This is a genomic window from Peristeroidobacter soli (genome assembly GCF_004138485.1).
In the GTDB taxonomy this organism is placed as follows: domain Bacteria; phylum Pseudomonadota; class Gammaproteobacteria; order Steroidobacterales; family Steroidobacteraceae; genus Steroidobacter; species Steroidobacter soli.
Genome location: NZ_RYEV01000003.1, coordinates 481,457 through 500,688, shown reverse-complemented (window position 1 = coordinate 500,688; position 19,232 = coordinate 481,457). Strand labels below are relative to the sequence as shown.

At 63.4% G+C, this 19,232-nt stretch carries 17 protein-coding genes; 4 read left to right on the top strand and 13 right to left on the bottom strand.

What is annotated here, in order from left to right; all coding sequences use genetic code 11:
* Window positions 1-100 precede the first annotated feature (100 nt).
* Window positions 101-1,669 (top strand): ATP-binding protein, encoded by a 1,569-nt coding sequence (locus EKO19_RS11010; protein WP_129776468.1) that lies wholly within the window; start codon window positions 101-103, stop codon window positions 1,667-1,669.
* Here EKO19_RS11010 and EKO19_RS11005 read toward each other — a convergent pair whose 3' ends face one another.
* Complete coding sequence (locus EKO19_RS11005; RefSeq protein ID WP_129776467.1) at window positions 1,670-2,707, bottom strand: histone deacetylase family protein; 1,038 nt, start codon at window positions 2,705-2,707, stop codon at window positions 1,670-1,672. It abuts the gene before it with no gap.
* Window positions 2,704-3,987 (bottom strand): TetR/AcrR family transcriptional regulator, encoded by a 1,284-nt coding sequence (locus tag EKO19_RS11000; RefSeq protein WP_175597026.1) that lies wholly within the window; start codon window positions 3,985-3,987, stop codon window positions 2,704-2,706. The genes EKO19_RS11005 and EKO19_RS11000 overlap by 4 nt, the downstream gene beginning before the upstream one ends.
* A 220-nt stretch (window positions 3,988-4,207) precedes the next feature.
* Between EKO19_RS11000 and EKO19_RS10995 the strand changes: the two genes are divergently transcribed.
* Complete coding sequence (locus EKO19_RS10995; protein ID WP_129776465.1) at window positions 4,208-4,570, top strand: PilZ domain-containing protein; 363 nt, start codon at window positions 4,208-4,210, stop codon at window positions 4,568-4,570.
* 30 nt (window positions 4,571-4,600) lie between these two features.
* Here the strand turns inward: EKO19_RS10995 and EKO19_RS10990 are convergent, their stop codons facing one another.
* A complete protein-coding gene (locus EKO19_RS10990; RefSeq protein ID WP_129776464.1) occupies window positions 4,601-5,113 on the bottom strand; it encodes a Dps family protein in 513 nt (170 codons plus the stop codon).
* A gap of 172 nt (window positions 5,114-5,285) precedes the next feature.
* On the opposite strand from EKO19_RS10990, the gene EKO19_RS10985 reads away from it, so the two are divergent.
* Window positions 5,286-5,567, top strand: coding sequence for an EF-hand domain-containing protein (locus EKO19_RS10985; protein ID WP_157995217.1), 282 nt, complete (start codon window positions 5,286-5,288; stop codon window positions 5,565-5,567).
* Here the strand turns inward: EKO19_RS10985 and EKO19_RS10980 are convergent.
* Both EKO19_RS10980 and EKO19_RS10975 read right to left on the bottom strand, forming a co-directional pair.
* Window positions 5,554-6,495: a rhodanese-like domain-containing protein gene (locus EKO19_RS10980; RefSeq protein WP_129776462.1), complete on the bottom strand. Its 942-nt coding sequence runs from the start codon at window positions 6,493-6,495 to the stop codon at window positions 5,554-5,556. The two genes, EKO19_RS10985 and EKO19_RS10980, sit on opposite strands and share 14 nt — an antisense overlap.
* A gap of 73 nt (window positions 6,496-6,568) precedes the next feature.
* Window positions 6,569-6,979 (bottom strand): DUF4431 domain-containing protein, encoded by a 411-nt coding sequence (locus EKO19_RS10975; RefSeq protein WP_129776461.1) that lies wholly within the window; start codon window positions 6,977-6,979, stop codon window positions 6,569-6,571.
* Between the two features lie 174 nt (window positions 6,980-7,153).
* Between EKO19_RS10975 and EKO19_RS10970 the strand changes: the two genes are divergently transcribed.
* Entirely contained in the window at window positions 7,154-7,588 is a 435-nt protein-coding gene (locus tag EKO19_RS10970; protein WP_129776460.1) for a DUF1801 domain-containing protein, read from the top strand.
* Here EKO19_RS10970 and EKO19_RS10965 read toward each other — a convergent pair.
* The 8 genes from EKO19_RS10965 to EKO19_RS10930 form a co-directional block, all read right to left on the bottom strand.
* Window positions 7,555-7,875, bottom strand: coding sequence for a hypothetical protein (locus EKO19_RS10965; protein ID WP_129776459.1), 321 nt, complete (start codon window positions 7,873-7,875; stop codon window positions 7,555-7,557). The two genes, EKO19_RS10970 and EKO19_RS10965, sit on opposite strands and share 34 nt — an antisense overlap.
* Before the next feature lie 270 nt (window positions 7,876-8,145).
* Window positions 8,146-8,517: a hypothetical protein gene (locus EKO19_RS10960; protein ID WP_129776458.1), complete on the bottom strand. Its 372-nt coding sequence runs from the start codon at window positions 8,515-8,517 to the stop codon at window positions 8,146-8,148.
* 58 nt (window positions 8,518-8,575) lie between these two features.
* Window positions 8,576-10,612 carry a M3 family metallopeptidase gene (locus tag EKO19_RS10955; protein WP_129776457.1) on the bottom strand — a complete coding sequence of 679 codons (2,037 nt, stop codon included), beginning with the start codon at window positions 10,610-10,612 and terminating at the stop codon, window positions 8,576-8,578.
* Entirely contained in the window at window positions 10,609-13,272 is a 2,664-nt protein-coding gene (locus tag EKO19_RS10950) for a M16 family metallopeptidase (RefSeq protein ID WP_129776456.1), read from the bottom strand. The genes EKO19_RS10955 and EKO19_RS10950 overlap by 4 nt, the downstream gene beginning before the upstream one ends.
* Window positions 13,273-13,275: 3 nt before the next feature.
* Window positions 13,276-15,054 carry a glycoside hydrolase family 2 protein gene (locus tag EKO19_RS10945; RefSeq protein ID WP_129776455.1) on the bottom strand — a complete coding sequence of 593 codons (1,779 nt, stop codon included), beginning with the start codon at window positions 15,052-15,054 and terminating at the stop codon, window positions 13,276-13,278.
* Between the two features lie 38 nt (window positions 15,055-15,092).
* Window positions 15,093-16,892 (bottom strand): ABC transporter ATP-binding protein/permease, encoded by a 1,800-nt coding sequence (locus EKO19_RS10940; protein ID WP_129776454.1) that lies wholly within the window; start codon window positions 16,890-16,892, stop codon window positions 15,093-15,095.
* Between the two features lie 12 nt (window positions 16,893-16,904).
* Window positions 16,905-17,531, bottom strand: coding sequence for a hypothetical protein (locus EKO19_RS10935; protein WP_129776453.1), 627 nt, complete (start codon window positions 17,529-17,531; stop codon window positions 16,905-16,907).
* An 80-nt stretch (window positions 17,532-17,611) separates the two neighbouring features.
* Entirely contained in the window at window positions 17,612-19,216 is a 1,605-nt protein-coding gene (locus EKO19_RS10930) for an AAA family ATPase (RefSeq protein ID WP_129776452.1), read from the bottom strand.
* Window positions 19,217-19,232 lie beyond the last annotated feature (16 nt).

The following is a 19,232-nucleotide window of genomic DNA, read 5'->3' as shown; positions in this document are numbered from 1 at the left end:
CTCAGCGTAAAGATACGAGTCCGCAGCGCATAGCATTTCGATTGTCAGAGCGGACCATAGCCCCGGACGGCATCTGGCGGCTGCGAGGATAGAAGGTTAGATGAAGATCCTGCATCTCGAGGACAACCCGAGCGATGCGCTCATCATTGAGCGCGGCATCCAGCGGCAAGGCGTCCAGGCCTCCTTCATTCAAGTCCGCAGTCCCAGCGAGTACACCGAGGCGTTGCGGACCGGCGGCTTCGACGTCGTGCTGGTCGACAACAACCTGCCGGGTTACAGCGCGGAAGATGCGATCACCGAAGCCAGGGCCAGCTATCCCGACGTGCCGGTCATCGTCTGCTCCGGCGCCGCGCAGGATGCGGAAGTCGCGGCGAGCTTTGCGGCAGGCGCCAACGACTACGTGCTCAAGGACCATCTTTGGCAGCTGAGTGCCGCCCTGCGGCGGAATATCAAATCGCAGGCGCCGGTAGCAGCGCCTCCGCAAGCGGCCATGATGCTGCTGGTCGATGTCGTGCAGAAGCTGTCGCTGGCGCGTGGGCTCGACGCCATCGTCGACATCGTTCGCAAAGCGGCCCGCCAGCTCACCGGCTGCGACGGCGCGACGTTTGTCTTGCGCGATGGGCCGTTCTGTTACTACGTCGATGAAGACGCGATCTCGCCGTTATGGAAAGGTCAACGCTTCCCGCTGGAGACCTGCATCAGCGGCTGGGCGATGCTCAACAGCCAGTCCGCCGTCATTCCCGACATCTACAAGGACGCGCGCATTCCGCACGCGGCCTATCGGCCGACCTTCGTGCACAGTCTGGCGATGGTGCCGATCCGCTCGTACGCCCCCATCGGCGCCATCGGCAATTACTGGGCGAACCATCACGAGTGCACGCCCCAGGAGCTGATGCTGCTGGAAGCGCTGGCGAACACGACAGCGGTGGCCATGGAAAACGTCGAGGTCTATCAAAACCTCGAACGCCAGGTCCGCGAACGCACCCGCGAGCTGCAGACGGTGAATCAGGAGCTCGAAGCGTTTTCATCGGCGGTGTCGCACGATCTGCGCGCGCCGTTGCGATTCATGAATGCCGAGCTGGACCAGGCTCGCGAACATGCCGGCGTGTTGCCGGCGGAGTCGGTCGGCCGACTGCGCGATTCCACCACTCGCATGGGCTCGCTCATCGACGACCTGTTACGACTCTCGCACATCTCCCGCACCGAGCTGTATCTGCAGCAGACCGATCTGAGCGAGATCGCGACCAGAATCACGACCCGACTGCGCAACGCCGAGCCGCAGCGGGAAGTCGAGATCTCCATCGAACCCGGTCTGACGGCGACGGCCGATGCCGGCCTGATGAGCGTGGTGCTGGAGAACTTGCTATCGAATGCCTGGAAATACAGCTCCAAGCGCGAGCGCAGCCGCATCGAGCTGAGCTCATACCGGGACAGCGCCGACGGCATCGTCTATCGCGTGACGGACAACGGCGCGGGCTTCAATCCGAATCAGGCCGACCGGTTGTTCAAGCCGTTCACCCGTCTGCACGACGCCCGGCAATTTCCGGGCGTGGGCATCGGGCTGGCCACCGTTCAACGCATCGTCCAGCGTCACGGCGGCGAGATCTGGGCGACCAGCGACGGCAACACCGGCGCCCAGTTCATGTTTACGCTGGGCGAGCAGATCTGATCACTTCGCGGCGTCTTCGAACCCGGTCAGGACGTGCGCGACGTTGTGGCCGATCTCGGCCACCGCATAGCCGCCTTCGAGAATAAACACCGTCGGCAGTCCGAGCGCCGCGATTTGCGCGCCCAGCTTCAAGTACTCCGGCTCGCGCAGCTGGAACTTGGAGATCGGATCGTCGGCGAAAGTATCCACGCCGAGTGAGATCACCAACGCGTCGGGTTTGAACTCGTTGATGCGACGGACCGCATCGCCCAGCGCATCGAACCACAGCGCATTGCTGCTGCCGGCCGGCAACGGATAATTCTTGTTGTAGCCGACGCCCTCGCCGCTGCCTGTTTCGTCCGCATGACCGAGGAAGAACGGATATTCGGTGCGCGGATCGCCGTGAATGGAAAGAAACATCACGTCGCTGCGATCGTAGAAAATGTTCTGCGTGCCATTGCCGTGGTGATAGTCCACATCCAGCACGACGACGCGCCTGGCGCCGTTGTCACGAAATGCCTGCGCGGCGACGGCGGCGTTATTGATGAAGCAGTAGCCGCCGAAGAAATCCGCCCCCGAGTGATGTCCAGGCGGACGCGACAACGCGAACGCGGCGCGCTCGCCACCCGCGACGATCTGCTGCGCGGTCAGCGCGATATCGGCGCCGGTCTTGGCCGCCGCCCAGGTGCCCGCCGTCAGCGGCGTGCCGCTGTCGTAGGAATACAAACCGAACTTGCCCGCGAAGTGATCGGGCTCGATATCGCTACGATGGCCGCGCACTGGCCACACCGCCGGCAACGCATCGTTCGTATAGCCCTGGGCACTCCACAAATCCCAGGCCTTTTCCAGAAAGCGGAGATAGCGCGGCGCATGCACGCGCTCGATGAGCGCCACCGGAAATTCCTTCGGCTCCAGGATCGCGCCGAAATTGCGGGCCTTCACCGCGTCATAGACGAAATCGGCGCGCTCCGGCTTCTCGAAGCAGGGCACCAGCTGGCCACGATACATTTCCTTGTCACCGGCATGCAGTCGGTGACGATCGCTATAGATGATTTTCATGAACGGACTCTGAGGCCCACGGCCACCAGATTGGCGATCTCGCGGGCGATGTGTTGCTGTTGTGTCGGATCGGTAGGGACGTCGTCCTTGACCAGCCAGCTGAGCAGGCCGGGCAGCATCAGCGCCCGCGCATGCACGTCCACGTCCTTGATACTGGACTCGCGCATGCCTTGACGGATCAGCTCGTGATACGCGTCGCCCAGCTGATCGGAGCGCACCGCGAACTTTGCCTGACCCTCCGGCGACAACGCGCCGTGGCCGACCAGCGGCGACAGCGGGTTCAGGTCTTCATTGGGATACGCACGGGCCAGCGCGTCCATCGATGCCGACAGCGCCTCCATGCGCGTGCCCGAATATTCGAGCATGCGATCCTTGATGAATAGAAAGATCCGGAACGCGCGCTCGTAGCACGCCGACACCACTTCCTGCTTGCTGCCGATGTGATGATGGAAGGTGCGCTTGGTCGTGCCGAGCTGGGCGGCAATCTCTTCCAGCGACGTGGCATCGATGCCCTTGCGATTGAAGGCACGCGACGCCGCTCGCAACAAGGCTTCCCGCTTGGCTTCGAGCGCGGCGTCCCGATCGAATGCGCTGACGACTTGAGGCGCAAGCTTGGAAAGATCCAGCGGCTGGTAAGCCGGCAGGTTCGCAGTGGTCGAGAAGCCTTCGAGCACGGTTGCCATCACCGCGGACCGCAATCGTTCCGCGCCCATCGGCCCGACCGCATGCGCCCAGGGTCGCGCCAGCGGCGCCCAGGTCACCAGGCTGAGAATGACTCGCGCATTGACCTCGATATCGCAGGCTCGGAGCACGCCTTCGCGATGCCCGGTCTCCAGCAGGTGCGCGAGGCGGGCGGTCAACCCGTCATACAACCCCTGGATGGTGTCGCGCTGGGTCTGATTCATCATCGCGATTTCGGCACGCGCGGCGATCTCGGGCTCCGCCGGATCGAGCATGCGGCCGATGAAATCGACCAGGACGTCCGCCGAAGTGCCGCCGACGCGCTCGGCCTCGCGCAAGTGGCGCGCGATGATCTCGGCCGCCCGGCGATAACACTGGAACACCAGGTCTTCGCGATCGGCGACGTAGTGGTACATCGCCCCCCGGGTGACGCCCAGTTTCGCGGCGATTTCGGCCAGCGAAGTGAGCAGCACGCCCTTCTGATTCAACTGGCGAGCGGCCTCATCGAGCACCCGCTCGTGACGATTGACGACACCCGCCCCCAAGGAGGAGGCCTCGGCGGTGGGCTGGGCGGCGCTGTCTTTGGAATTCGAAGTCATGGCAGTAAACCGGCAGTAACCCATAGTAACCCGCGCCGCCGCCCGGGTTCACCCCGCCCGCCCACGATTCACCTCACGACCCGTACGAGAGCCGGTTCACAATTTCGCGCACCACCGACCGGTGCGGGGGCCGTTCTCCGCACCGATAGGCTACGATTTCCCCCGAACCGCCGGTGAAGTAAGCCACTACCGGATTTCCGCAACCAACAACACGGCCGACATGGAGTCTTTTTTCAGCTCGCATGGGCCCGCGTCCGACGCCGGGGCCACCCGCGTCAAGGTCATGCGCTGGCCGGCCAGCGTGCGCCTGGGCCACAGCACCGTCCTGAGCGCCAAGGCGATTCAGATCTCCAGCAGCGGCGTGGGGCTGCTCATGGATCGCACCCTGAGGGAAGGCGAGACCGCGCTGGTGCGGGTGGATGCCTTTGTGAGTGGCAATCCGGTGCGGTTGCAGGCGCGGACCAATGTGGTCTGCTGTACCTGTGTGGGAATGGACGGATTCCGGATTTCGCTGCGTTTCCAGGAACTGGATGACGACGCCCAGACCGCGGTCGACGCGCTCCTGGGCAGCGGCACCCGCTGACGGGCAGCGGGTGCGCGGCTTCGATTCAAATCACTTCAACAGACTGCGCAGCATCCACGCCGTCTTTTCGTGAACCTGCAGACGCTGGGTCAGCAGATCCGCGGTGGACTCGTCCCCACCCTTCTCCGCTGCCGGGAAAGTCGAGCGTGCGGTACGAGCGACAGCTTCGTGACCCGCCACCAGCAGTCGTACCATCTCCATGGCTTCCGGCACGCCTTCGGTTTCCTCGATGGAAGTCAGGCGCGCGAACTCGCTATATGTGCCCGGCGCCGGGTAGCCCAGCGAACGAATGCGCTCGGCGACGGCATCCAGCGCGTTCCACAGCTCGGTGTACTGCTCCATGAACATCAGGTGCAGGGTGTTGAACATCGGACCCTCGACGTTCCAATGGAAGTTGTGAGTTTTCAGATACAGCGAGTAGGTATCCGCCAGGACCTTGGACAGGCCATGGGCAATTTTTTCGCGATCCTTGCCGCCGATACCGATATCGATGGCGACCTCGCCGCCCTTACCACCGTTTTTCTTGGAACTTTCTTTGGCCATACCGATTCTCCTCACGAAATTCGAGCTGGGACTGAACTTGTTCAGAATCGTACCCGGTCGCCGCGCCTTGCTCCAACAGCGAGCCTCTATGTGGACGATCGATGACGTCTGAAACATTCAGGGAGTATTCAGAGCGACTGATTTGCAATACCCGCCTATGAGAAACCTTGTGATGCAGAAGCTTTTATTCGCGGTCGCCGGCAGCGCATGCCTGCTCACCGCCACCGGTGCGTCCGCCGACGACCAGAAGAAAATCGCGACCGCGCCGGCGTTCGCGACGCTGGATCGCAACGGCGACCACCGCCTGAGCCGCTCCGAAGCCGGCTTCGATCGCTGGCTGTCGGACACGTTCGCCGAGCTCGACACCGATGGCGACGGCTTCGTCTCCATGGCCGAATTCAACGCCGCCCGCGACAAAGATCGCGTCACTGTCGGCAAGCTCACGCGGCAGTAGCCGTATCGGTCACGTGGCGGTCCACCGGCCGCCCGTGCGCCTGCCACGCTTCGATGCCTCCGGCCAAAGGCCGGACCCGCTTGAAACCCAGCTCCCGAAGCTTCCGCGCCACGACCGCCGCCGAGGCGTCGTTCGGGCAATCGCAGTAAACGATGACTTCCTCGCCGGGCTTCATTTGCAGCTCGGAAAGGTCGCGAACACTGATGCTGCCCGGAATCCAGCCGGACGCCGCGCGCCGCTCGGGACTGCGCACATCCAGAATCACCGTCGCCGAGCCTGAGTCGAGCAACGACAGCAACTCGTCGACGGAAATGCGCGACATGCGGATCTGCGCCGTGAATCGCTGGCGCTGCCACCACTTGAACAGCACGAACAACACCACCGCGACGATCAACAACAGCAGCGCGAAGTGACCGAGCTGCTCGAGCTGATCCAGCAGTGCCTCGACGGCCTCATGAAACATCGCGCCCAACGCGATCGCCCCGGCGGCCCACAGCGCGGCACCGATGCCGTCGTAAATGATGAAGCGGCGCACGCTGGTGCCCGACTCGCCCGCCAGCGTGGTCGACACGGCGGCAAAGCCCGGAATGTATTTGGCGAGAATCAACGACGGCGCGCCCCACTTCGCATAGATGTTCCGGGTCATGCCCACGCACGAATCCGGCGACAACGACACGCGACACATCAGCCGCAACAGCTGCCTGCCCCAACGCCGCCCGCCCGCGAACCACGCGAGATCGGCGATCAGTGCCGCCAGCGTCGCGACCAGCAACACCGGCAGCAACGATTCGTGTTTGTCGGTGGCGAGCGCGGCAGTCACGATCATCGGCGCATACGAGGGAAACGGCAGACCGCCCTGATCCAGCAGCACGCAAAAGAACACGACCCACAGGCCGTAGCTCTCGATGATGTGCAGCAGCGTGTCCATCCAACCTCACCCGCGAATTGTGCCCCCGGCGCGGTCGGGGAATTGGCATCGGCGTGCGCTTATTCTGCCGGACTTAGGGCGTCCGCCGGGTCTTTTCAATCTCGCCGGGCACGATGACCAGGCGCTTCTGGTAGTTGGCCCCGCCGTGCCTGAGCTCCCCGCTCACCCGGACCTTCTGCCCGAGCAGGGCGCGATATTGCCGGTACTGCTCCGGCGTCAGCGCCAGTTCGATCTCGAGCTGCAGCGGCTCGCGCGGATAGCTCCTGTTGGCCTCGACGCAGATCCGCTCGTCCAGCTGCAGAACCCAGACGGTCCTCGGCTCGTCTCCCTTCGTCACACTCTCGTAATCCGGCGGCCCCGCGTGCGTCTGTCGCACGATCGTGCCGGCGATATCGATGGGGCCGTATTGCAGACAGGTAAATTCCAACGCCGCAACCGGCGGCGGCACGCTCAGCAAGGCGAGGACAAGCAAGGCCCGCCACATAAAATCCTGCCGATCTCCGCTATCGTTCCCTGGCCATGACTGACCCTATCCCATCCCAGGTCCTGGAGCTAGCCGGCATCGCTTACTATCGTTTCCTCTGGGATAACGAAGATCACATCGGCGTGTCGCCCGACATCACCCGTGACTACAGACCCTCTATCGATGAGCCACCGCATGACGCCATTCCGTGATCCCGCGGTAAAAGCCAAGTTCGACGCGTATCCAAAACACGCGCGACCGAAGCTGCTCGCCTTGAGGGAGCTGCTATTCCAAACCGCGGCGGCAACCGCCGGCGTCGGTGAGATCGAAGAGACCCTCAAATGGGGCGAGCCGGCGTATGTCACAAAGAACAAGAGCGGCAGCACCGTGCGCATGGACTGGAAACAAAAAGCGCCCGACCATTACGCGCTGTACTTCCACTGCCAGACCGACCTGGTCGAAACTTTCCGCACCCTGTTTCCCGACGACTTCGCATTCGACGGCAATCGCGCGCTGATCTTCGCCATCGACGACCCCATCCCGAAGGACGCGGTCGCAATGTGCCTGGCCCGCGCGCTGACCCATCACCTGAAAGCTCAGCTCGACGGCAACCAGCGACGAAAGAACTGACGGAACGAACCGGTGGCGGTTGCCCGAACCGGCGCGGGACGGCCCACGAAGACTTGTTTGCGAGTGTTGTACGCGGTCTGGCTGCCCGTTTCGCCGTAGATCGCGCGGCCTTCGAAGCCGGGCTCCGCCAGTTGCAGGCCCGCGTGCTCGAGGCGAGCGAGCTGCTCTTCGGTGACGTGACGTTCGAATACACCCGTGGCGGTCTGCCACTCCCACACTGTGCGACCCTCGTCGAACACTGCGCGGCCGGACTTCCGGTCCGACTTCTTCTCATCCAACTGACTCATGACCTCTCCAGTTCTTTATTAGTCCGGTGGCCCCTCGAGCACCCAAATGCCCGTCGCTGATCGGGTTTACTCACCGGTTGGAGTAGTTATCGTTAGATCATGAAAATCGTGGATAAGACCGACCCTGAATGCCCCCCTAAGGCCGACTTGCAAGCGCCGCTTACTGCGGAGCCTTCCCACATTCGAGGAATTCCCTTGCCGCGCCGGCGGCAAACCCTTGCCGCACTACTGATCGCAAAGCTGTCGGTGACTAAGGTCGGCATGCAGCGGCTAACGCCTGGGCGGCATGACGACCACGCGCCGGCCGAACATCCATGCATCGATCGAGTAAGCCCCGGGGCCGAGCAGTGCCGTGATGATCGCGAGTATCAGATTGAGAACTTCCCAAGGTGCGCCGAGCTCAGCCATCCCGGCCAACGCGGCGAGCTCGAGCACGCCGCACACCAACGCAAAGAAGGGCGTCAGAAAGCCCACGGCGACCGCAGCCGCCGCGAGCACGCTGCCAACCGCGAGCCACACCGGCATCGGCCAGGCGATTCGCCCCGCCTGATCGACGAACAGCAGCCCGCCCAGGCACAGACGCAGCAGTAGCAATGCCACGCCTGGCGGACCCGAGGGAAACATGGAAAACAGTTTCTTCACTGTTTCGATGCTAGCCCAGCGGCGCGCCGGAGCAAGCCCGAACACGGGGACGGCCACTCTAATCCTGGCCGCCGCTCATCCCCGAATGCCGTAGCAGCGCATCGATGCTCGGCGGCCGGCCGCGAAACGCACGGAAACTCTCCGCCGCCCGACGACTGCCGCCGCGCGCCAGAATCTCGCGTCGGAAGCGGGCGCCGGTTGCAGCGATCTGATCCGAGGCTTCCTCGAAGGCGGCATAGGCGTCGGCACTGAGTACTTCAGCCCATTTGTAACTGTAGTAGCCCGCGGCGTAGCCGCCGGCGAAGATGTGGCTGAACTGATGAGGGAATCGATGGAACCGTGGCGGGAAATTCACCGCGACTTCTTCCCGCACCTGATCCAGCAACTCCAGCACCGCAGGCGCGCCGCCGCCGGCACGGCGATGAAGCAACATGTCGAACAGTGCGAATTCCAGCTGACGCACAGTCGCCATGCCGCTCTGATAGTTTTTCGCCGCCAGCATCTTTTCGAACAGCTCGCGCGGCAACGGCTCACCCGTGTCGACGTGCGCACTCATGGCGCGAACGCGCGGCCACTCCCAACAAAAGTTCTCCATGAACTGACTGGGCAACTCGACGGCATCCCATTCGACGCCATTGATACCGGCCACCGCCAGCTCATTCACTTCGGTGAGCAGCTGATGCAGGCCATGACCCATTTCATGAAATAACGTGAGGACCTCGGCGTGACTGAAAGTGGCCGGCCGGCCATTCACCGGCGCGCCGAAATTGCAGACCAGATGCACCACCGGCGTCTGCGTGCCCGACACCGTTTCCCGGCGATTGCGGCAATCATCCATCCACGCGCCGCCACGCTTACCCTCGCGCGCGTAGAGATCGAGATAGAACTGCCCGAGCAGACGCCCCGCGCCATCGATCAACCGGTAGAAGCGCACATCCGGATGCCACACCGGCGCGCTGTCCGGCTCGACCGTCAGTCCATACAAATCCTGGATGACGGCGAACAATCCTTGCAGCACCGCCGGCTCCGTGAAGTATTGCTTCACCTCCTCGGCCGAGAAGTGATAACGCGCCTGTTTGAGCCGCTCGCTGACATACGCCAGATCCCAGGCTTCGAGCGTATCGAGCTGCAGATGCTCCAGCGCGAATCTGTCCAGCTCGGAGCGATCGCGTACCGCATGCGGCCGGGCGCGTCCTGCGAGGTCGCGCAAGAATGTGAGCACCTCATCGGGCGTGGCGGCCATCTTGGTCGCCAACGAGCAGGCGGCGTAATCACTGAAGCCGAGCAGCGACGCCAGCTCGGCGCGCAAAGTCAAAATTCGATCGATCAGCGATGAGTTGTCCAGCGCAGGGTTGTCCCCAAGTTCCGAAGCCCGCACGGCATTCGCGTGATACAGCGCCTGACGCAGCGAGCGGTCGTGAGCATATGACTGCACCGGCAAATAGACCGGCATGTGCAGGCCCAGCTTGAAACCCGTGCGTCCCGCCTTCTCGGCGGCCACACGACACGCCGCGATCACATCGGCCGGCAGACCGGACAGTTGTGATTCGTCATCGATGTACAGTGCGAATGCATCCGTGGCATCGAGTACGTTCTGGGAGAACTTCGCCGCCAGCTGCGCAAGCTCCTCCTTGATCGCCGCGAATCTTGCCTTCTGTGCCGGCGGCAACTCCGCACCGCCGAGACGAAAATCGCGCAGCGCGTTTGCGAGTACTTTGAGCCGCGCCTCGCCGTAATCAGCCGCGTCCGCACTCGCCGCCAGCGTTCGATATTGCTCGTACAGCGCGGGGTTTTGATCCAATGCGCTCCACAAGCGCGCGACTCTCGGGAGCTGCGCATTGAACGCCTCTCGCAATGCCGGCGTGGTGACCACCGCTTCCAGATGAGCCACCTGACTCCAGGCGCGCGCCACTTTCTCCAGCGCGTCCTCCATCGGAACGATGAAGCGTTCCCAAGTCACGGGCGTCACGGTCTCCGCAACGCGCACCGCTGCTTCAGCCTGGGCCAGCAGCTCATCCATCGCGGGGACAACGTGAGCGGACTGGATCTCATCGAAGCGTGGCAAACCGGTCAGGTCGCTCAACGGACCTTTCATGTACGCCGGGTCCACGGCTCGATGACGGCGGGCCCGGTCAGCCCGAGCGCGCGAATCGCGGACGGCAAATCGCCCAGCGAGGATAGATCGCCGGCCACGATCCAGACGATGTCATCGACACGGATCAGCTGATTTGCCTCGCGGCGGACGGCCTCGAGCGTCATCGCCTGCAGACTTTCGATATAACCTTCCCAGTAGTTCATCGGCAGTCCGCGCGTAATCATCACTTCGATGGCCTGCAACAGCCCGCCCATCGTTTGCAACATGGCGGGAGCGCTCAACACCGAAGCACTACGCATCGCCTCGAGCTCATCGGATTGCAGCAGGCGTTCACCCGTCAACTCACGCAGCTCGCGCAGGATCTCCGCGACGCTGGCGAGCGTCCGATCCTTCTGTACCGAGGTTTGCAGCACGAACAGCCGCTCGTCGGAGAAATCCCGGAAGCCGCTGCCGACGCCGTAGGTCCAATGTTTCTCTTCCCGCAGATTCATGTTGACGCGGGAAGAGAAATTGCCGCCCACGACGAAGTTGACGGCGGCTCGCGCATTCTCGCTCAGGACGTCGAAAGCTGGCGCGCGCAGGACGGCGGCGATCGTCGACTGCGGCACGCCCGGATAGTCGATGACGTGAACGGTGCCCGGCACTGAGCCGCGAACCATCGATGACTGACGCGCCATCTCAGTCCGACTGGACTGCCACGAACCGAATTTCGCTTCCAGCAGCGGCAGCATCTGCGCCAACGTGGTGTCGCCGACGACGATGAAGATCGCATCGGACGGATCGAACAGACTCGCATGCATGCGCACGACGTCCTCGCGCGCGATCTTCTCGATGTCGGCGGGCAACTCGCGCCTCGCATACGGATGACCGGCTCCATACATGAGCTCGGGCATCATCAATCCCACGCATGCGTCCGGACTCGACAAGCGCTGCGCGATGCCCTGAATGAGCTCGTGTTTGACGCGGGTCAGATCATCCTGCGCCATGCGCGGACGAAGCACGAAATCGGCGAACAGAGACATGGACTCGTCGATGCGGCCGCTCAGCGCGGACATGCCGGCATTCGCATAGTCGTGACTGCAACCCGCACCGACCGCCATGCCGATCTGCTCGCATTGCTCGGTGAACTCGGCGCCGGAGAAAGCACCGGAACCGTTGCCCATCATCGTCATCGCTGCCTTCGCGAGCCCCGGCGAGTCGGACGGTTCCAACAAGCCGCCGCCCTTGATCAGCAGTTTGCACTCCACCATCGGCAGCTCGTGGCGTTCGGCGAGCAGCACGCGAACACCGTTCGACAGCGTCGCTTCCTGCAGCTTCGGCAGTTGCAGCCGCATGGCCGTGTCCACCGCGGGCGGCACCGATCGATCCACTGGCTGCTCGATGACGGCGGCACGAGACCGGTACGGCTCGACCGTCAAAGTATATGCACCGTCGTCGAGCCAGCGCGCGCAGGCGTCTTGAACGTCTCGCGCACTCGCCGACGCCGCACGCGCCATCTCGATCCTGTAGTAACCGGGATCGCGGTGATACACCTCGTTCGATGCGAGCAAGTCGGCGACCACACCCACCGTCGCGAGACGACGGACCAGATCGGTCTCGCCTTTGGTCACCGTGCGTTTCAACTCGAGCTCGGACGGACCGGACCCGATGAATTCCTGGACGACGCTCATCGCCGCCTGCTCCGCTTCCTTCGGATCCACGCCATCGCGCAGGACCAGACTGATCAGCAGCATGCCGCCGATCAGGCCGTGCGCGACGTGACATACCGCTTCGGTGGCAAGTCCTCTACGCAGCACCAACTCGTTATGCAGACGCGATCCGCGCCCGCTGCCGAGAATGCGCGCCGCCAGATCGATGAGAATCTCATCTCCCTGCCCGGACTCGGCGATGTTCCAGGAGATCTGAACCAGCGTCGCCGGCACGCGATCCTCGAGTGTCTCGCGTTTGGTGCCGCGTCGTTTCGCAGCCCACGCGCCCGGGCGTGGCAACGGCGGGCCCGGCGGAATATCGCCGAAGTATTTCTGCACTTTCTCGCGCGCCGTGGCGACGTCGATATCGCCCACCAGCGCCAGCACCGCGTTCGACGGCCCGTAGTACGTTCGGAACCAGTTTCTGACGTTTTCGAGCGTCGCGCTCTGAATGTCCCGTTCCGAGCCGATCACCGTGTGAGCATAGGGATGCCCCGCCGGGTAACTGGCATGATAGAGACGCTCGCCCACCAGCCCGTACGGCTGCCCTTCACGCTGTCGCTTCTCGTTGAGCACCACGCCTCGCTGCAGCTCGAGCGTGTCTTCGCTGATCAGGAAATGCCCCATGCGATCGGACTCGGCGAACAACGCGAAGTCCAGCGCGCCGGTGGGCACCGTCTCGAAGTAGTTGGTGCGATCGTAACCGGTCGTGGCATTGACCTCGGTCGCGCCGATGCGGCTCATCTGGGTCAGGATGGAGCCCGGCAGATGTTTGCTTCCACCGCACATCAAGTGCTCGAACAAATGCGCGAAGCCCGTCATGCCCTCGGGCTCGTCCTTGGCGCCGACCCGATACCAGAGATTCACGGCCACGACCGGCGCCTTGCGGTCCTCGTGCACGATCACGACCAGGCCGTTGTCGAGCGTGAAACGCTCGAACGGAATATTCAGCTTCTCCAGCAACGTGCTCATGGGTCAATCCCGACGGATCGACGTGGTGAGCGGCAAGTGCAGCTCCGCGAGTTTTTCGGCGGTGATCTTCAGCACCTTGCGATCGTAAGTGATCATGCCGTTGACCTCGCCTTCGACGTCGGTCAGCTGCGTGTACACCGCCGCCGCGAGCCCGCGATGAATCAGCGGACGCAGATGGCGAAGCATCGAGTCGTAATGCACGACCAGATCCTCGGCCTTGTCCGAATCGCGATACCCCCAGTTGGCCTGCTCCTGCCACAGATGTCCCGGCACCGGCAGACCCAGGCCGCCGAATTCCCCGAGCACCGAAGCACGACCCGGCTGCGGCGGCCACATGCCCGGGCCCGGATAGTCGTGCTTGTCGATGGTGTCGCCATAGCCAAGATCGTTCCAGCCGCTCGGACCGTTCACCATGCGCGTCGTATCGAGACTTCTCACCCAGGCGAGAATGTTATTGGTCGAATGCTGACCCCAGCATTCGTTGAACGTGACCCAGGACGTGATGCATGGAAAGTGTCGGAGCGCATCGATCATCGCGCGCAGCTCGGCACGGAATTGCGCGTCGTCCTCGGCAGTAAACACGCCGTCAAGCGGTTGCAGCCGCGGCGGCACATGGCCGGGATCGCCACTGCGCAAGGACGACGGCATGTCCTGCCACACGACCAGGCCGATGCGATCGCAGTGGTAATACCAGCGCGCCGGCTCGACCTTGATGTGCTTGCGGGTCATGTTGAAGCCCATGGCCTTGGTGATCTCGATGTCCCAGCGCAGTGCCTCGTCGGTCGGCGCGGTGTAGAGACCGTCGGGCCACCAGCCCTGATCGAGCGGGCCGTACAGGAACAGCGGCTCGTTGTTCAGAAAAATCCGCTCGAAGCCGTCGGCCGCTTTGCGCACTTCCACTTTGCGGATGCCGAAGTAGCTGCGCACCTTGTCTTCCTGACCCGCCGAGCGGTAAGTGAGCTCGACGTCGTAAAGAAACGGCGAGTCCGGCGACCAGTGGCGCGGCGCCGGAATGCGGATCTCGGTAGCCTTGCAGAAATCGATCAGCGAATCGAACTCGGTGAGGGTCTGTTCGGCGACCAGCTGACCTTCGGCGAGAATGCGCACATTCAAGCTGGCGTCAGCCCGCGGCCCGCGCAGGTTCACCGCCACGCGCACTGAGCTGCGATCGAACTCCGGCGTGAGTTGCAGGCCATGAATGTAAGCGGCCGGCACGACTTCGAGCCACACCGTCTGCCAGATGCCAGTGACCGGCAGGTACCAGATCGCCTGCGGATGCAGGCTCTGCTTGCCTCGCGGCTGAGCGCCCGCATCGGTCGGATCCCATACCGCGACCATCAACTCCTGTTCCTCGCCTTCGCGCAGCACGTTGGTGATATCGAACGAGAACGGATCGTGACCGCCTTCGTGCACGCCGAGTGCATGGCCGTTGACGGAGACCGTGGCTTGCCAATCGACGGCGCCGAAATGCAGCAGCACGCGCTCGCCCGCGTGCAACTTCGGCTTCGCGAACTTGCGCTTGTACCAAAGCTTGCCGCCCGGGCCCGGCGACTGGCCCACGCCGGAGAGATGCGATTCGACGGGAAAGGGCACCACGATCTCGCCTTGCCATTGCTCCGGCGCTGCCTGCTCGCGAGGTGCGATCGCGTAGTCCCACACGCCGTTGAGATTGGTCCAGCGCTCGCGCACCAGCTGCGGTCGCGGATACTCGGGCAGCGGCGAATTGCGATCGACCTGGTCAGCCCAGGGAGTGACAAGCGGGGTACGGGTCGGCGTGGTCATTGGATGAATCGGTCTCTTCGTGAGTGCTCGGACGTTCACTAACGAACGACTGGCGTGGGAACATCAAGCAGTACCCTCGGCACCGCGTCCGAGACCCAATCGCTGCCGAGCGGCGCCACCGGCGTTTCCTCGATGGACGAGGACGCCACGATCTCCCAGCCGCCGCCGACCAGTAGTCGTAGCGCACGACGATGGAAACGCAGGATGGTTTCACGGTGGCCCACGCTCACGAACGTGACGCCCTCCTCCATCAGCGTTCGATACAGGCGCGATTCGGTGGGAATGTCGACGGCACTGGTGGACTCGTCGAGAAACACATAGCGAGGCTTCGAAATCAGAATGCGTGCGAACGACACGCGCTGCTGCTCGCCGAGCGACAACACCTTGCTCCAGTCGCACTCCGCGTCGAGCCCGCCCACCTTGGCGAGCAGATCCGGCAGACACACTCGCTCCAGCACGCGCTGGATCTCTTCTTCACTCAACGTCGCCTGCCCGCGCGGATAGAGCAGCTGGTCGCGTAACGTGCCCAGCATCATGTACGGCTTCTGCGGCACGAACATGATGTCGTCCTCGGCCGGCATCATCATCGAGCCGCTGCCGCGCGTCCAAAGCCCCGCCATCGAACGGAGCATCGAGCTCTTCCCCACGCCCGTCTGGCCGATGATGATCAAGCTGTCGCCGGGCAACACCTGCACGGAAACATTCTGCGCCAACTGCTGCTCGCCGCCCGGAGTCATGAAGCTCACCCCATGCAGCTCGATGCGGTCGCCGCGCTCGATGGAAATGTTCGCATTGCTGTCCCTGGCGTGTTGCTCCAGCAGGTCGAATCGCTCGGCGATCTGCGCCAGACGGACCACGCGGGGCGCGACGCCGGCCACATAAGGGATGTATTGATTGAGCATGCCGATGGCGCCTCGCAGCTGCATGGCCGCCATGGTGGCCAGCGCGATGGTGCCGAACTCCATCTTGCCGGCGAAGTACAACGGATAGATGAACACCAGCGGTGCCAGCGTCCACACCTCTTCGAAGGCCTTGGTGATCACGCCGGTCTTGAGCGTGTAGTAATAAATGTTCATCTGGCTGCCGATCACACGCCCCAGCCGACCCGACACCTGGCGCCGTTCCATGCCCTCGCCGCGAAAGAACGCGATGGTCTCGGCGTTGTCCCGGACCCGCAGCAGCCCGAAACGGAAGTCCGCGTTGGCGGCCACCGCGTCGAAGTTCTTACGGATCAGCGGCCAGTAGATCGCCGTCTGCAGCACCAGCGACACGACCGAATAGCCGACCACGAACGCGGTCATCGCCGAGCTGACCTGGATCAACAGCACGGCGTTGGTCGCCATGCCCAGCACGGTATTCAGCACCATCAACGGAAAGCCCAGGATGGCGCTCACGAACGGCGCGACGTTGTCCTGAATGCGCTCGTCCGGATTGTCGATGTCGTCCTTGATCGCAATGTCGTAGTAAGTCTTGCTGGTGAGATATCGCTGCACCATCCATTCGGTCATCCAGCGATACCAGTGCATCTCCAGCAGCTTGTTCAACAGGCCCAGCACCAGGTCGTACGCCCAGCGCCCGAGCCCGAGGAAGAACAGCAGCCAGAAGATGGCGTGCCAGGCGGCCGCGTCGCGGTTGACCAGGACGTTGGCCTGCTCCGCGCCGATCTGCGCCAGCCGATAGTTGAAGTACGCCCACGCCGGGCCGATCAGAATGCCGAAGCAGATCAGCACCCAGGATTTCCAGTGAGCGCGCAGCCGCCAGTAAGGCGCGGCCAGGCGCCAGATGCGGCGCATGAGCCGCCAGTCCAGGCGATAGTCGCGCGGATCGATATGAATCATGGTGGGGTTCCGTCAGCCGCGCAGCTTGTCCAGAGTGAGGCGGAAGCCTTCCTTGTCCTTCCCCAACAACCTGGCGCCGCGGCTCCAATGCTCGAGACAGCGCTCGCGATCCGGTCCATTGAGGCAGCGCATGCCGACGATGATCGTGCCGGTCGATGCGAACTTGCGGACCCCGCCCAGATAGGACGCGAGCTCGTCGCTGTCCGGATCTTCGATGGCGATGGCGGCCTCTCGACAGCGCAACAGTTTCTCGACGAGCGCGTGCGGCGCCGATGCGGATTGCCGGTCGCCGTTGCCGGACGCGTAGTCCACCACTTCCTGAAAGCGCTGCGAGCATCCGGCGAGCGAGGGTTGCGGAGGCAGCGATTGCTCCTGCTCCTTCAATGTTCCGAGCAGGACGGCATATCGCTGCGCCTGAGAGACCGCTTCAGCAGCCGCGCGCGCCGGTGCCTCGTCCGCCGGCCACCAGCCGTAAAGACCGGTGTCGGGGGCGTGATCGAGCAGCGCATAACGATCGCCGAGGTTGGCGCTGTCGGCCGCCGCCCGCTTTTCGGCGAACTTCGGATCGGGGTTCATGTCGCAAGCGGCCAGCATCAGGCATGCGGCGGCCAGCAATCGAAAGCGGATCCAGAAAACCATGCCCGGGCAGTTCCATGGTGGAATACACACCCGCTTCAACGAACGGCGACGCGCGATTCATCATCGCGCGTCTCGATACGTCACCAACCGTTCATCTTGCAGCCCACGCCGATCTCGGACAGCCCGCCCACGCCCAGCGCGTACTTGCCTTTCGGCTGACCGCCGATGCGAATGTTCTCGTCCGAACGCAGATCGGCCATGCGCCAACGTGCCGCGCTCAGATCTTCGACAGCGCGTTCGAGATAAGTCGTCGCGCTCTCCAGCGGCTGGCTTGCGGCAACATCGGCGGCGCAGAGCAATTTCGCATCTCCGACCACGCGACGCAGATCCGCCGGTGTATAGCTCTGGGTAACAGCGGCGATCCTGGCAAAGTCTGGCGCACCGATCTCGGCAAACGCATCGCCAACCCACCGTCGCAGAATGCCCGCGCGCGCCGCCTCGTCCGGCAGCTTTGTTTGCAACCAGAGTTCGACGCGGCCCGAGCGCAACAGGGCACTCGGCACCTTGCGCGGGTCCATCGCCGTCATCATCACGCAGACTTTCGAAGTCGACTCGGTCTCCAGGCCGTCGAGCAGCGTGAGCAGATAACGGGCCAGGCCCGCAATGTGCTCGATGTTGAACAACACATCGGCGTCGTCGATGAACAGCACCGACGGCGAACCCTCGATTGCCCGCTCGACCACGTTGCGCACCTTGCTGAAGAACGCATTGGGCGGCTCGGTAACGAACGTACCGTCGATCATGAAGAACCGGCCACGCATGCGATGCGCGAGCGCGCGCCCGATGCTGGTCTTGCCGGTACCGGGCGGGCCATAGAGCAGCACGCCGCGCTTGGCCCGCAGTTGCAGACGCTCGCTCAGCTCGGCATTCAGGATCGGCAACACCACCTGACTCTCCAGGCTGGCCGCGATGTCGCCCGTGCCGGGCAACTCATCGAACGACAGCTGCTCGACTTCGCCGAGACGCACATTGCCTTTGATCAGATGTTGTTCGATCACGCGCAACACGTCATCGGTGCTCGGCGCCGGCACGGCCGCCAGGAAGTTGCACAGTATGCGCAACTGATGTCCCGACAGGCCCGGCACCGATCGATGCACGACTTTGAAATCGACGCTCGAGGTCGCGCGCTCGCCCAACAAGTTGGCGAGGACCGTACGGTAGTCTTCGGCGGTGAGCTCATCGACCTTGAGGATCAGCGCCTCGGGGCAGTTGGCCAGGTCTTCCAGGCGGTTGCCATAAACGTTCGCGGATTTGCCGCCGATGACGAGCTTCGTTCCACGCGCGCGAGCGGCTTGATACAGACTGCGCAGCAGGATCGAGCGAATGCCTGGCACTTCGCGGGTTCCTCGCCCGCCCGGATGAAAGATCGATTCGAAGTTGTCGATGGCCACCAGCGGATAATGGCCGATGTGATATTCGACGCAGCGTTGTATTGCCTCGTCGGTCCGTATCACCCCCCGGCTCTGCGACCAGGCGAGCGCGTCGCTCAACGTCACCACTCTGCCGCCAAAGGCCCGGGCGATACTGCGCATGACGGTGGAGCACCCCACGCCACCGGGCGAGCGAATGACGATCGCAGGCGCCGCGGCCAGCAGCTTCTTGGCATTCTCGACCGCCGTCCGCTGCGACGGTGTGAGTGCCGGGTCGGCGGCCGGAGCGTTCGTGACTTTCAACATGTTCAACATAGGTTTGATCCGGCCA

Excerpts from the sequence above, each read along its gene's own strand:
- EKO19_RS11010 (WP_129776468.1), top strand. The coding sequence starts at position 101 with ATGAAGATCCTGCATCTCGAGGACAACCCGAGCGATGCGCTCATCATT.
- EKO19_RS11005 (WP_129776467.1), bottom strand. The coding sequence starts at position 2,707 with ATGAAAATCATCTATAGCGATCGTCACCGACTGCATGCCGGTGACAAG.
- EKO19_RS11000 (WP_175597026.1), bottom strand. The coding sequence starts at position 3,987 with ATGACTTCGAATTCCAAAGACAGCGCCGCCCAGCCCACCGCCGAGGCC.
- EKO19_RS10995 (WP_129776465.1), top strand. The coding sequence starts at position 4,208 with ATGGAGTCTTTTTTCAGCTCGCATGGGCCCGCGTCCGACGCCGGGGCC.
- EKO19_RS10990 (WP_129776464.1), bottom strand. The coding sequence starts at position 5,113 with ATGGCCAAAGAAAGTTCCAAGAAAAACGGTGGTAAGGGCGGCGAGGTC.
- EKO19_RS10985 (WP_157995217.1), top strand. The coding sequence starts at position 5,286 with ATGCAGAAGCTTTTATTCGCGGTCGCCGGCAGCGCATGCCTGCTCACC.
- EKO19_RS10980 (WP_129776462.1), bottom strand. The coding sequence starts at position 6,495 with ATGGACACGCTGCTGCACATCATCGAGAGCTACGGCCTGTGGGTCGTG.
- EKO19_RS10975 (WP_129776461.1), bottom strand. The coding sequence starts at position 6,979 with ATGTGGCGGGCCTTGCTTGTCCTCGCCTTGCTGAGCGTGCCGCCGCCG.
- EKO19_RS10970 (WP_129776460.1), top strand. The coding sequence starts at position 7,154 with ATGACGCCATTCCGTGATCCCGCGGTAAAAGCCAAGTTCGACGCGTAT.
- EKO19_RS10965 (WP_129776459.1), bottom strand. The coding sequence starts at position 7,875 with ATGAGTCAGTTGGATGAGAAGAAGTCGGACCGGAAGTCCGGCCGCGCA.
- EKO19_RS10955 (WP_129776457.1), bottom strand. The coding sequence starts at position 10,612 with ATGAAAGGTCCGTTGAGCGACCTGACCGGTTTGCCACGCTTCGATGAG.
- EKO19_RS10950 (WP_129776456.1), bottom strand. The coding sequence starts at position 13,272 with ATGAGCACGTTGCTGGAGAAGCTGAATATTCCGTTCGAGCGTTTCACG.
- EKO19_RS10945 (WP_129776455.1), bottom strand. The coding sequence starts at position 15,054 with ATGACCACGCCGACCCGTACCCCGCTTGTCACTCCCTGGGCTGACCAG.
- EKO19_RS10940 (WP_129776454.1), bottom strand. The coding sequence starts at position 16,892 with ATGATTCATATCGATCCGCGCGACTATCGCCTGGACTGGCGGCTCATG.
- EKO19_RS10935 (WP_129776453.1), bottom strand. The coding sequence starts at position 17,531 with ATGGTTTTCTGGATCCGCTTTCGATTGCTGGCCGCCGCATGCCTGATG.
- EKO19_RS10930 (WP_129776452.1), bottom strand. The coding sequence starts at position 19,216 with ATGTTGAACATGTTGAAAGTCACGAACGCTCCGGCCGCCGACCCGGCA.